This window comes from Aliikangiella sp. G2MR2-5, from assembly GCF_015687155.1.
Taxonomy (GTDB): Bacteria; Pseudomonadota; Gammaproteobacteria; order Enterobacterales; family Kangiellaceae; genus Aliikangiella.
Map to the genome: position 1 here is coordinate 1588118 of NZ_JADPQF010000001.1, position 14187 is coordinate 1602304.

At 41.8% G+C, this 14187-nt stretch carries 10 protein-coding genes; 4 read left to right on the forward strand and 6 right to left on the reverse strand.

Annotated elements, in window-relative coordinates; all coding sequences use genetic code 11:
* The first annotated feature begins 15 nt into the window (after positions 1–15).
* The 3 genes from metH (at position 16) to IYN84_RS06545 (ending at position 5722) form a co-directional block, all read left to right on the forward strand.
* Positions 16–3708: a methionine synthase gene (gene metH, locus IYN84_RS06535; RefSeq protein WP_196138345.1), complete on the forward strand. Its 3693-nt coding sequence runs from the start codon at positions 16–18 to the stop codon at positions 3706–3708.
* Positions 3709–3838: 130 nt separating this feature from the next.
* Entirely contained in the window at positions 3839–4240 is a 402-nt protein-coding gene (locus IYN84_RS06540) for a hypothetical protein (RefSeq protein WP_196138346.1), read from the forward strand.
* 156 nt (positions 4241–4396) lie between these two features.
* A complete protein-coding gene (locus IYN84_RS06545) occupies positions 4397–5722 on the forward strand; it encodes an IS4 family transposase (RefSeq protein WP_196137805.1) in 1326 nt (441 codons plus the stop codon).
* 55 nt (positions 5723–5777) lie between these two features.
* Here the strand turns inward: IYN84_RS06545 and IYN84_RS06550 are convergent, their stop codons facing one another.
* Positions 5778–7145, reverse strand: coding sequence for a DegQ family serine endoprotease (locus IYN84_RS06550; protein ID WP_196138347.1), 1368 nt, complete (start codon positions 7143–7145; stop codon positions 5778–5780).
* A gap of 694 nt (positions 7146–7839) precedes the next feature.
* Positions 7840–10197 (reverse strand): GGDEF domain-containing response regulator, encoded by a 2358-nt coding sequence (locus tag IYN84_RS06555; RefSeq protein ID WP_196138348.1) that lies wholly within the window; start codon positions 10195–10197, stop codon positions 7840–7842.
* 336 nt (positions 10198–10533) lie between these two features.
* Between IYN84_RS06555 and IYN84_RS06560 the strand changes: the two genes are divergently transcribed.
* Positions 10534–10974: a hypothetical protein gene (locus IYN84_RS06560; protein ID WP_196138349.1), complete on the forward strand. Its 441-nt coding sequence runs from the start codon at positions 10534–10536 to the stop codon at positions 10972–10974.
* A 47-nt stretch (positions 10975–11021) separates the two neighbouring features.
* Here IYN84_RS06560 and IYN84_RS06565 read toward each other — a convergent pair whose 3' ends face one another.
* From IYN84_RS06565 to IYN84_RS06580, 4 genes are read right to left on the reverse strand one after another with little or no spacing between them, the layout of a single operon-like run.
* Entirely contained in the window at positions 11022–11474 is a 453-nt protein-coding gene (locus IYN84_RS06565; protein WP_196138350.1) for a thioesterase family protein, read from the reverse strand.
* A gap of 8 nt (positions 11475–11482) precedes the next feature.
* Complete coding sequence (locus IYN84_RS06570) at positions 11483–12178, reverse strand: GDSL-type esterase/lipase family protein (RefSeq protein ID WP_196138351.1); 696 nt, start codon at positions 12176–12178, stop codon at positions 11483–11485.
* Positions 12179–12204: 26 nt separating this feature from the next.
* Complete coding sequence (locus IYN84_RS06575; RefSeq protein ID WP_196138352.1) at positions 12205–12768, reverse strand: NnrU family protein; 564 nt, start codon at positions 12766–12768, stop codon at positions 12205–12207.
* A gap of 12 nt (positions 12769–12780) precedes the next feature.
* Positions 12781–14061, reverse strand: coding sequence for an HD-GYP domain-containing protein (locus tag IYN84_RS06580; RefSeq protein ID WP_196138353.1), 1281 nt, complete (start codon positions 14059–14061; stop codon positions 12781–12783).
* Positions 14062–14187: the final 126 nt, after the last annotated feature.

The window sequence follows — 14187 nt, forward strand, 5'->3', positions numbered from 1 at the left end:
GTTGAAAAAAATTCCATGAGTAATAAAACCAGTCAATTAAAAGAAATTCTTGAAGAGCGCATTTTACTTTTAGATGGCGCCATGGGAACCATGATACAGTCATACAAATTTACGGAAGATGATTATCGCGGTGAAGAATTCAAGAATTGGCCTAGCGATTTGAAAGGCAATAATGATCTGTTAAGTTTGACCCAACCCGAGGCGATCAAATCTATCCATCGCGCTTATCTGGAAGCTGGCTCCGATATTATTGAAACTAATACCTTCAACGCGACTCAGGTCGCGATGGCCGATTATGCTATGGAAAGTATCAGCGCTCGAATTAACTTTGAGTCAGCCCGTATTGCCAAAGAAATTGCAGAAGAATTTTCAACGGAAGATAAACCGCGATTTGTCGCTGGTGTACTCGGCCCGACCAATAAAACCAGCAGCATATCTCCTGATGTAAATGATCCCGGTTTTCGAGCTATCGACTTTGATGAACTAAAAACAGCTTACTATGAGTCAGCCAAAGCATTGGTAGATGGTGGCGCAGATATTATTTTGATCGAAACCATTTTTGACACCTTAAACGCCAAAGCCGCGGTATTCGCCGTTGAAGAGCTTTTCGAAACTGAAAACATTCAACTTCCGGTAATGATATCGGGTACTATTACTGATGCATCAGGTCGTACTCTTACCGGCCAAACCACCGAGGCATTCTACAACTCACTACAACATGCAAAACCAATTAGTATTGGACTTAACTGTGCTTTAGGAGCAAAAGAACTTAGACAATATATTGCCGAGTTATCCCGAGTTGCCGACTGTTATGTATCGGCTCACCCGAATGCTGGTCTACCCAACGAATTTGGTGGCTATGACGAAACGCCACAGGATATGGCTGAGGAGCTTTCTCAATGGGCAGAACAGGGATTGTTAAATATTGTTGGCGGCTGTTGCGGTACTTCTCCCGATCATATTCGAGCCCTAAAAGCATTAACAGATAACTACTCTCCCAGAAAAATTCCACCCTCCGATAAGGCATGCCACTTGTCTGGACTAGAGCCGTTAACTATCAATAGAGACAGTCTCTTTGTTAACGTAGGAGAGAGAACCAATGTTACTGGTTCAGCCAGATTCTTGCGGCTGATAAAAGAAGGAGACTTTGAAACCGCGCTGGATGTTGCACGAGATCAAGTGGAAAATGGTGCCCAGATAATTGATATCAACATGGACGAAGGCATGTTGGATTCCGTCACCAGCATGCAACGATTTTTAAATCTGATAGCCGCAGAGCCCGACATATCTAGAGTTCCAGTTATGATCGATTCTTCAAAGTGGGAAGTAATTGAAGCAGGCCTGAAATGCATTCAGGGCAAAGGTATCGTTAACTCGATTTCGATGAAAGAAGGTGAACAGGCTTTTATTGAACAAGCGAGAAAAGCTAAGGGCTATGGAGCAGCCGTTATTGTCATGGCTTTCGATGAAAAAGGTCAGGCAGATACTTATGAGAGAAAAATTGAAATATGTGAACGCGCCTATAATGTACTGACCGAAAAAGTCAATTTTCCGGCTGAAGATATTATTTTCGATCCCAATATTTTTGCAATTGCAACCGGAATTGAAGAACACAACAATTACGCGGTGGACTTTATTGAGGCGACTCGATGGATTAAGCAGAACCTGCCTGGAGCAATGGTATCTGGTGGCGTTTCCAATGTCTCATTTTCATTTCGCGGTAACAATCCTGTCCGAGAGGCCATTCATGCGGTGTTTCTCTACCATGCCATCAATGCAGGTATGGACATGGGGATTGTCAATGCAGGGCAACTTGAAGTCTACTCTGAAATAGAGCCAGAACTTAAGCAAGCAGTTGAAGATGTCGTATTAAATCGTCACCCTGAAGCGACAGAAAAGCTGGTTACCATTGCTGAAAACTTCCGACCCGGAACGACAGCCCAAAAAGAAGATAACCGCCTTGCCTGGAGAGAACTTCCGCTGAATGAGCGAATTGGTCACGCACTGGTCAAGGGAATCACTGAATTTATCGATGAAGATATTGAGCAAGCCAGACAAGCAGTCGAACGACCGCTTAACGTGATTGAAGGTCCCTTGATGGACGGAATGAATGTTGTGGGCGATCTCTTTGGTTCAGGAAAAATGTTCCTGCCGCAAGTTGTTAAATCTGCAAGAGTTATGAAGAAAGCAGTTGCCTATCTTGAACCATTCATGGAAGAAGAGAAAAAAACACTTAATCTAGAAGATAAAGCCAAAGGTAAAATATTGCTCGCGACGGTTAAAGGCGATGTTCATGATATCGGCAAAAATATTGTAGGCGTTGTATTGCAATGTAATGGCTATGAGGTAATTGATTTGGGTGTAATGGTAAGTTGCGAAGAAATTATTCGAGTTGCCAAAGAGGAAAAATGTGATCTTATCGGTCTATCAGGTTTAATTACTCCGTCTCTGGATGAAATGGTTTTTGTCGCCAAGGAAATGCAGCGTAGCGGATTAAAAATTCCACTTCTAATTGGTGGAGCGACTACTTCCAAGATTCACACTGCGGTAAAAATTGAGCCAAACTATGAACACTCGGTTATCTATATTACGGATGCTTCAAGAGTGGTCACAGCGGCAACGCATCTTCTTAGTGAGGAGCATAAAAGTGACTATGTAAATCAGGTGAGGTTGGAATATGAAGATTTGCGTATTGCGCGAGAAAGCAAAACTACCAAGATCCGAGCTACAGCGCTAGATGATTCGCGCTCCTTCAAAGCTCAAATAGACTGGCAGAACTTCACCCCGACTAAACCTCAATTTCTTGGAGAGAAAATATTTGATGACTACCCTCTGGAAGATTTGCTTGAGCGTATTGACTGGACTCCATTTTTTCGCAGCTGGGAACTGGCTGGACGATTCCCGAGAATTCTGGAAGATGAAGTAGTAGGCGAGTCAGCGCGTAAACTTTATCAGGATGCTCAGGATATGCTTGCACGTCTTGTAGAGGAAAAGTGGCTAACAGCCAGGGCCGTTATCGGTTTTTATCCAGCCAACTCTGTATATCACGATGATGTTGAAATTTATCAAGATGAATCACGTGAATCCACTTTAACCAGGTTACATTTTTTAAGACAACAGAAGCAGACTCGAGAGGGAAAAGCAAATCATGCCCTTTCTGATTTTGTTGCGCCAAAGGAGACTGGAGTAAGTGACTATATTGGGGCTTTCGCGGTAACTGCTGGCATAGGAATAGATGAACATGTTGAAAGATTCGAAAAAAATCACGACGACTATTCTGCAATTCTCCTTAAAGCACTAGCCGATCGACTAGCAGAAGCATTTGCAGAGAGAATGCATGAGCTGGTCCGTAAAGAGTTCTGGGGTTATGCTTCGGATGAAAGCCTGAGCAATGAAGAACTGATTGATGAAAAGTACAAAGGTATTCGCCCTGCTCCAGGTTATCCCGCTTGTCCCGATCACACTGAAAAAGCAACTCTCTGGTCTTTGCTTAAGCCGGATGAGAATATCGGACTTAAAATTACAGAAAGTTTTGCGATGTACCCTACTGCGGCTGTTTCAGGCTGGTATTTCGCACACCCTGAATCACAGTATTTTGGTGTAGGTAAAATTTCCAAAGAACAAGTGGAAAGCTATGCAAAACGCAAAGGCTGGTCGCTCGAAGAAGCCGAGCGGTGGCTCGCGCCTAATCTGGCTTACGACTACTGACTAGAATTTAACAGGACTTGCATATCCTAATATTCGTGTGTCCAAGTCCTGTCAGCAACTTGCTATCGGCATTCGCAAAACGCCGACACTAGAGCTAAACTAAGATTAATTCCGTTATTTTTCTAGCTCAATGAAACAAAATCTTAAGCAAATCATTATCTATTTAACGCTATTCGCTCTGGCTGGCTGCACCACATTTCAACCACGCCAGATTGTTAGTACTGAGTTACAGTCGGAGCCAAAACAAGTCAAACCGATACTAAAAATCAAAGACAAAATTAAGGTTTACCTCAAAACCGGAAGAATTGTCGAGTTGACAGTCGTTTCTTACGACAAACAACAAATCACGGGGGCTCTTGTTGCCAACCCGCTTAACTCGGTCTCCATTCATCTTGATGAGGTTGCAGCGCTTGAGGTGGAAGAAATTGATGGTGGTAAGACAACTTTAGCAGTAATCGGAAGTATCCTTCTGCTCCCCCTTCTTATTATCGGCGGAAGCATTGCATTACTAGTTGCAGCAGAAGAATACTAGCCTACGCGGATTTAAAGTTAACTTCATTTTTGGAGCAATCCTGATATTAAATAAAAAGCCCTCTACTGAGGTAATGCCGATCAGTTAAGCATAAACCGCTTGATTTTTTCGGCAATGAGATCAAAATCCGGTGATCGATGATCACCGGATTTTTTTATGCAACTCGCCCAAGCTTTAGATGCCATCAATCATTTCGCACCGAACAAAATAGACACCTTATGTGACTTGCTACCCCTTGATTTAATCAATCAAGCCCTTGAACAAACCGAAACGGTGACATTGAGAAAGCGTAAACTCTCGTTAGAGTCGATGGTGTGGCTCACCATAGGAATGGCTATCTACAACGATAAACCACTCTCTCAAGTGGTTAACATGCTGGATATAGTAAACCGTCAAGGAAAGCCTTTTGTTGCACCAAGTGCCATAGTCCAAAGACGCCAAGCCCTAGGTGAAGACGCGATAAAAGCCGTGTTTGAACTGACTCAACGACACTGGAATGACCAAGCGCTTCATCCCCACTGGAATGGTTTGACTTTATTGGGCGTAGACGGTGTCGTCTGGCGCTTACCGGACAGCGATGAAAATAAAGCCGCGTATAGCCGCCATATCAACGCGAATAAAACAAACAGTGAATACCCCCAAGTTCGTATGGTCTGCCAGATGGAACTCAGCAGCCACCTAATCACCGCCAGTGCTTTTGATGATTACTCTGTTAATGAAATGAAGCTCGCTGAGCGGCTGATTATCAATACGCCCGATCATAGTCTGACATTATTTGACCGGGGGTTTTACTCACTTGGATTACTCCACCATTGGCAATCTGAGGGAACTGAACGCCACTGGCTAATTCCACTTAGAAAAGGCACACAATATGAAGTGCTGAGAAAACTTGGCCGTACTCAAAGCATTGTCCGCTTAACGAGTAATCCGAGAGCCAGAAAGCTTTGGCCGAACCTCCCCGAAACGATAGAAGCTCGGTTAGTGAGCAAGAAAATCAATGGGAAACTCACTCAAGTGCTCACATCGATGACCAATGTACAGAGGTATCCAGTTGAAGATATCGCTGATTTATACAGTCACCGTTGGGAAATTGAGCTCGGTTTTCGAGAGCAAAAACAGTATATGCTCGGCAATCGTTTAACCTTACGCAGCAAGCTTCCGGAAATGGCCCGTCAGGAGCTATGGGGAATACTACTGACTTACAATATGATTCGATTTCAGATGGTTAAAATGACTCATCATCTAAAAGGAGACTATCTGCCTTATCAACTTAGCTTTAATGGTGCTTTAGCCCATATCGTCAGGTTATTAGTTGGGTTACCGTTTTCGTCTCCCGGCGCTATACCTGGACAACTTAAGACATTTTACGAATTATCAAAAAGTCTAGTGAATGAACCAAGGCGACAGCGGAGTTATCCGCGAGTCGTCAAGAAAAGACCGCAACGCTATGCGCAAAAAAAATGCCAGTCAGTTCTTAACTGACTGGCATTACCTCTACTGAGGGCTTTTTTTGGTTTCTTACAAATGACATATTCTGCTAGCGTATGACCATATAAAAGGCTGCTCGTCCTCTCTTAATCCGTAGCAAGATTTTGTCACTATCCAACCTCAGCGCTTTGGCAAAATCTCTCAAGTTATCAACTCGGCGTTTATTGACACTCAAGATGAGATCTCCTGGACGTAATCCGCCATAGGCGGCATTAGAATACTGTTCAACTGACGCAACCAAAATACCATTACCATCTTCAGCGTTTTCGAATCGCGCTCCTTCAAGTAACGGATGGAATTCACCGCTGGAGGCTGCAATATCACCAGGCTCACCGATTTCGACATCATAGGTTTTCTCTTTTTCGCCACGTAATACTGTCACCTCAACCTCATCTCCAATTTTACGTTTGGCAATTTGGCTCCTCAGCTGACCGGAAGAAGTAATCTTCTTACCATCAATAGCAACAATAATATCATCTGGCTTCAACCCGGCCTTTTCTGCAGGAGAACCATCACTTACACTGGTTATTAAGACACCCTGTTGACCATTTTTAAGCTCAAATGCGATTTGCAGATCCACATCAATTTCCTGGATTCCAATGCCCAGCTGCCCTCGACGAACCTCACCAGCATCAAGAATTTGCTCCATGGATGCTTTAACCATATCAACCGGAATTGCAAAACCAATTCCTACATTGCCACCAGCAGGAGCAATAATGGCTGTATTAATTCCTATCAACCGGCCTTTTAAATCCACCAATGCGCCGCCAGAATTTCCCGGGTTGATTGAAGCATCCGTCTGGATAAAGTTTTCATACCCTTCAATCCCCAATCCCGTGCGACCTAGAGCGCTGACAATTCCTGTTGTCACTGTTTGTCCCAGACCAAATGGGTTTCCGATAGCTACAACAAAATCACCAACTTCCAATTTTTGCGAATCTCCCAGCTTCACGGATGAAAGATTTTTGCCATCGATTTTTAGTACTGCGACATCAAGCTCAGGATCACTTCCGAGAACTTTGGCATTGAAATGGCGACCATCTATCAATGACACCCTGACTTCATCCGCCTGTTTAATCACATGGTGATTGGTTAGCACGATTCCTTCTTTAGCATCGACAATGACACCTGATCCTGCGCTCATTTGTCGCTTCTTGGGTCTTTCATCTCGACGAGGCTGTTCCGGTATATTGAAAAACCGTCTAAAAAATGGGTCGTTAAACAATGGGTTTTGAGCTTGTTGCTGTTCGGAAAATGTTGCGATATTGACCACCGCAGGGTTGACTTCCTTCAGCATTCCAGAAAGCGACGGTAGCTCTCGACCTTCACTATCTTTTTGCGGCAAAGATGCTCCGGCATTAAGAGATAGTGCACTAAGACTCAAGAGTACAAACAAGGATTGAATAACAGCTCTCATTGAGTATCCTCCAATTTATGATTATTCGCTGCTATGACCATAGTAAAACCTTTTGGTTCACTTCAGCCATGGGTTGATTCGGTTCAATCGTTTCTACTATATAGTTTTCAACCTCGGATACCGTGCTCAAGCTAGATTAGGACAGCTCAATTAAGGCTCGAATATAATCCATCAGTACTCACACACCGCTGTTGATATCCCTAAAATAGGGATTACTTTCTAATTTTCAAGGGACGACTACTTTTCCCCTTGAATTACACCTGAGAACACCTGGCTATTTGACACTGCAGCGATTTATCCTGTTTCATTAATAAATCGTAACATTTTACATGCACGCCGATAGCAGACAATCTTCTGTGGGCTTGTGACGACCAATACTAGTCCGTCTAAATTTTCACCAACTTATACCAAAAGAGATTTTACATAATTTTTTGCCAGGTTCGATTCAAAGAAAAATAAGATGAAAAAGTTCTTCTCTATACATGAGAGGTATCGGCATCTTTTCTCTATTTAAAGTATTAGCTTTGAGACAGTCGTTGAGATAGTTTCCGGGCGAGTCTTTGACTTACAGGTCATATCGCTTTTCAAAGCCAACAAAGTCCGGACCGTTTTACGATTCAATCATCAAAGAAAAGAGAATAAACCATAAACCAGAAGAGAAAAATGCCAGTGAACAAAATCTTTTATTGGCTAACTAGTCTATATCGCACTTTTCTACAAGAGAGTCAGGCTTAGCCAGATAAAACCCCTGTACCATATCAACATCACGCGCCTGAAGTAATTCTAACTCTGCCGCCGATTCTATATGCGTGGCAATAACTTCGATCGAGTTCTGTCTTGCAGTTTTAACAATGGCATCAATCAAATTACATCGAGGTAAACTGGTTTCGAGCTCACGAGTGAGTGAAGTATCCAATTTAATTGCATCGACCGGCATTTGCGGGAGAGCTAGTACAGAAGAAGAGTTCATACCGAAATGGCTGATGATAATACCAAATCCCTTTGCTCTAAGACTTGATAATCGAGATTTCCATTGCGGAAAATTAAACAAATCTTCTTCTGCAAATTCGAACCGTAAGTGTTTGGGCAGCAGCCCGGAGTTGTACCACTTGTCTAAAATGTTAATCAGAAAGGTTTCATCCGACATTGCCTCAATCGAAAGACTCAAGGAGTACCAGGCGAGGTGACTATCATGATTTTCTTTCGCATAGGAAACCAGCATGTCTACGACTTTTTCATCTATTTTTGTAATCACGCCAAATCGCTTTGCATTCGACATAAATACCGCTGGAGATATCAATGCGGCGCCTTCTCTTAGCCGCAAAAGACAGTTGGCTCCAATCTTTCGACTATCAAAAGTCGAATATACAGGTTGCTCAAGAAGTGTGAACTGTTGCTCTTTCATCGCATTTGTCAGGCGCTGATACCAGTTCCCCTGTTCCATGTGCACGGCTGACTGCTCTTCATAAATATCCCACTGATTTTTGCCCTTTTGCTTTGCTCTTTGACAGGCACTGTCCGCTCGAGCAAGACATTCTCCGATTGAATCAGCATGCTGATCAAGAACCACCGCACCAATAGAGCCTGTTACGCTGTAACTCTTACCTTCCCAGAGTAGCAGCGTCTCTTCCAACAACAACCGATAACTCTCGATGACTTCAGCAAATTCCTCTTTGCTCACATGAGTCAATAAAGCCAGAAACTCATCTCCGGACATTCGCCCAAGATAATCTGTCCCCCTTGATCTCTCTTTAAGGTTTTCGGCGAGGTTAATAAGTAGCTGATCACCTGCAGCATGGCCGAGCTCATCATTAATCAACTTAAATCGGTCAAGATCGATGAATAAAAGTAATGAGCATTCTTTGGTGCGCCTCACACGATTCAGTTCTCGATTCAACATATCTTCAAAGGCACTTCGATTTAGCAATCCAGTGAGATGATCATGACTTAATTGCCACTGCCAGTTCTTTTCAAGCCTCTGTTGCTCGGAAATATCTCTAAACACCACCACAGATCCTAAATTGGAAGTGCCATCACCAAGGTTGGTTAAGTTACACTCTACAGGAAATAGAGAGCCGTCCGAACGTTGGAACAAGGTTCTCCACTCCCTCAGCTCGTCTCCCAACAAGTAGGCCTGCTGTAAAAAACAGTGATCGAACGACGTTTGTTCGCCACTATTATCTGTAGGATGAATCACTTCATGCGGGTAGCATCCCATGAGTTCACCAAGCGACTGACCGAGTAACTTCATGGTAGCCGGATTGACAAACTGAATCCTGCCATCAGGGGTAATTCCATAAACACCTTCTGCGACAGAATTGAGTAAACCGATTAACCTTGAGCGTTCACTGGAAATTTGTCTTTTACTTTCTACACTTTTTACCAGTGTGCGAACACGAGTTAGGAACAATTCCTCTGATTCATTTTTAAACATGCACTCGCGAGCGCCCGCTCGAATACACTTATCAACAACTTCAGCCTTGTATTCCGCAGTCAGAATGGCTGCTTCGAGCTCATATACCTCGTCATCAGCGCGCATTTTGGCACAAAGTTCTGCTCCGGTGTCGCCGGGCATATAGTAATCAATAATGGCAAGATCATACTGGTTTTGCTTCATCTTGCTGAACCCTTCTTCAGCATTCCCCGCTAAATCAACCAGATAGCCTTGCCGCTGCAATATCTTTTTATATTTAACCTGAATCGTTTTCGAATCATCCACCAACAAAATTTTAGCCTTACTTTGGCTCATCTCATCATCAGCTGTGCCGATTCGATTGCAAAAAGCCCTTAATCTAAGCTTAAATTGCGTCTCCGGTTGTTCTTTCAAACAAAAGATGGGCACTTGAGGATATCTTAATGAAAAGCGAGTTAAAAAGCTTTGATAAGTGGGTAAAACCAGATCAACAATCAGCCCACCAGGCTGAGGGTTAAGTTCTAGCCATTGCTGGGCATGCGCTATCGTATCAAAGAAGAGTACCTTTGAATGATGCTGATTCACCTCTTCTAACAGGTGAGCAAATTTTTTGGAATCACTTATAAGAGCCAGTATCACAGATACCTATCACCCCGACTTAATATTTCTTAAGAAAGAATACCCTAGTTAACAATTAAATAGAATGCTCTGACAATTGCTTTATCTAGAGTTTAGGCCATTCGTCCAAAATAAAGCAAAATTATTAATTATTTCAGTCAATTAGTTAAAAAGTGAACACAAGTTCTCGCCATTACCGATATAGTGGAACAAACGAACAAATTAGCTGGCGTAACTCTATGTAATTATTGGTATTATATTAAGGTTAAAAGACTTGATCTAACTCAGGCTTTACCGGCTCTGCTGGAATTATACTCTCTCGGTCAAGGCTAAAAATAATATACCTGGGAGAGAGAAATGAAGAGAATATTGTTGGGACTATGTATAGGTACGGCACTCGCTTTTCCATTTTTAGCATATACTTTAAGTCCGACGGGCAAAACGATCAAAGTATCAGTCTCCATTAAGCAAAATCTACTGCCTGAAAAATCGGATGGCTGGCCTCTTTATATCTACGCTGCACGTCCGAATACCAGGCTTCCACTATCCTCTTACAAAGGCAAAGTCAGTGATCTGCCAATTAGTATTACTCTGGATGAATCTATGTATCTTCTACCAGAGTTAACTCTAAAAGATGCGAAACAAGTAGTTGTAGTAGCAAAGATAAGCAAAAGCACTGATCCTCACAAAAAAAGCGAACAGGATTTAATTGGCTTCAGTCGGATAGTCAGCTTTGACCAGGGACTCAATCAGCAAGTTTCACTCGTCATCGATCAGACGGATAAAATCACAAAGTAGATTCATAAAGCGACATTTGACGATAAAACATTTTTCGATTCACTGGTTCAAAGCACCTTACCGGCCTGCTTTTCTAAAGCTTTGATCTGTTTAGTAATTTCAAGAGGAATCGGGCAGGTAATTCCAGTTTTATAATCGAGAAAAATAACTTCACCTGAGCCGGTAGCGACAACTTTATTTTGCTTCTTACTTAGTATTTCGTAATTCATGGTGAAACGCTTTTCTCGGAGTATCGTCACTCCTGTTCGAATAGTAATTCGATCGGGGTAAGTGAGAGGCGAAAGATAACGGCAGCTGGTTTCCCCAAGTATTGGCCCTACTTTTTCTTTTGCCATAAACTGGTTAATGCCTACTTTTTGAAAGTATTCGATTCTTACATTCTCAAAATATCGAAAGTATTTTGTATTGTTAATATGATTAAAAGCATCCATATCACCCCAAATCAAATCTTGTTCGATTGAAAAAGAAAACTGATTAGTATTATTTTGTTGATTAGTCATTTGATTACTCAATTATTTTGCGACAAGCTAGAAACCATATTTGTAAATTCAATTTGGTCTACTTCAGAATTATCAGAAATCCACTTAGCAACGTAAACCGAAAGTAAGTGATGTCCATAACGACCTAAATGAACGCCATCATTATCTATCAATCTTCTATCGTTAGCTTCAGAGTGAATTTTCGAACTTAATAGTTTATTTAGATCCAGAAAATCAAGAGTGAAATCATTCGCCAGCTTTTCCAATGTCTGATTGTATAATTCAATATGGGAGTTAAAACGGAGTTTACCGTGACAATCAATCACGCCATTGTTTTTCTCACTGACATAATAGTTACCCAACAATAGCAGTGTTAAATTCATTTCTCTGGCAACTTTAATGCAAGTTTGAATATTTCTACGATAATATTCAATCGGTGCAATATTCTTATTTTTATGAATTACTACATCATTAAGGCCATATTGGAGAATAGCTAAATTCGTTTCTTTTTTGAAATAGCGAGAAGAGACTTCCTGTTCAAACCGACTAACAAGTCCATCGCTCGTTTCCCCGCCTAGACCAAGATTAAAAATACGAAGTGACTGAAGATTGGATTTGACAAGATATCGTATCGAGGCAATGTGTAATCTATTAACCCATCCACCCAGTTCTTCATCTTTTTCGCCAGCAGTAACACTATCACCAAAGCAAAATACGTTGATCATATGCTTTCTTTTTCCAGGCTATCGAACTAGCTATGTACCGGCATACCCGCAAAGTAAATATGAGAGTGTACCAATGCCATCAGAACACCTATGGCAATTACAATATTAGCAAGCTCTCGCATAAATGTTGGAGGCTCAGGCTTTATCCACTTATTATCTCGTCGGTTGATTACTATAATCTCTGCAATGGACCAGAGAAAAAAACCAGCAAACAATACTAGCGAACGAATATCTCCATTCATTAATAGGTGTGCCGACGACCACAAAATAAGGCCAACCAGCATTGGATGACGGATCAGGGTCTTTATTTTACTGGGAAAATTGGCAACCGATAATAAGTACACAGATATAATCATCAATAGCAAGGAAACTTTATGTACTTCAGGCCCTAGATAAAATAAATGAGCAGTATCACTAGACTTCCAACCAAAAACAATCATTAATATAGCGACTAAAATCGAAAGTGAAAAAACGCCTTTATATCCAATCACTCCGAGTTTTTTAATGACTAGTTTTTTTAAATCTGGAAGCATTCCAGGTACCAGATGAGTGAACGCCCATAAAACAATGCCGGCTACCAGTAAAAACATTGTTCTACTCCTTTAAAGAAATTTGGCAAAAGGTGAATTTGTAGTGATATTGCTCTTTTTTATCCATTCAGGTACATCAAACGAATCTTTATTAATATACTGGCTAACATCAACCTGAAAACTACCACTAGCCAGGCTGTTAGCAATCCGATACAAGTTTCCACTCGAATGTACTGCTGTGTCCCGTAAATCGATCACTTTAGTAACTCCAAGTTGCTTTAGTTCATCCGAAACTAACATAATTCTGGGACGTTCGGGAAAGTCTTTACGATAGTTCAAGATAATGCCCACTTCCCCAGTCCTCATTTCCACCAAACTGCCAACGGGAGTTTTTCCCATCCAGCCTGTAAAAGAGTCAACCAGATTTTTATCAAATTTGCTGCCTTTATTTTTCTCGAGTAAACCTATCGCCTCAGGAGCCGGCCTGGCAGAAGAGTATGGTCTGTCACTCATAACTGCATCAACAAAGTCGATGATTGAAATAATTTTAGCGTATCGAGATACCCGCTCTGCGTGGATCGTTCTTGGGTAGCCTTTTCCATCAACTCTTTCATGATGAGAGAGCGCAATTTCTCGAACAGTATCGCTAATACCGACAACTCGAGATAAAATATTAAAGCTTTCTCTGGGGTGCTCTCTCAAAACCAAAGCTTCATGTTTATCTATTTTTCCTGCTTTATTTAGTATGCCAGGAGTAACTTTTAGTTTACCGATATCAAACAACATCCCTCCTAGCCCCAGCTTAACCAGCTGCTGTTCACTTAAGCCAAGTTCTATCCCATAGGCTATTGCGATAACGCCAACTCTTATTAAATGCTGATAATGATAGAGACGCTTCGACTTACTGGCGATAACGAGTAACAATGCCTGAGGACAACGCTTCAGGCTGGTAATAGCTTGTTCCACATAGCCTGTTAAACTCTCAAGTTCTACAACCTGATCGGCCAAGACCTGCTTGCTTATTCCAACGAGAGCTTGCAGTAGCTTAACGTTAAGCTCGCTAGCCATCGGTAATTCTTTAACCAGCTCTATATCGCTTTCTGTATGTTCTACAACGACCTCGCTGCCCGCTTTTAGCAAGTAAACATCGTATGCTTGCTGACTCTTGAAGTCGACATAAACCTTACGACATTCTTTTCTTAGTCGCTCAATTTGTTCCTGATTCTCAATTGGAAATCCCTGAAATGCGAAAGAAGACTTTTCCCAGGGTTTATCCAGCTGACCGACAAACATACCGACTTCCAGACGAGTGACATCCATTTCAACGCGTTTTATATAGGTATACTCTTTCATTTAATGTCTATAAAATCAATAAGTTAAAAATATGCTTGAGGGAAATTGTGAAATTATACCATAAATCTCATAAATCGAACTTCTACCGTAAATATCGCCTGTATTTGCGCCAGCCAGAGTTTATAA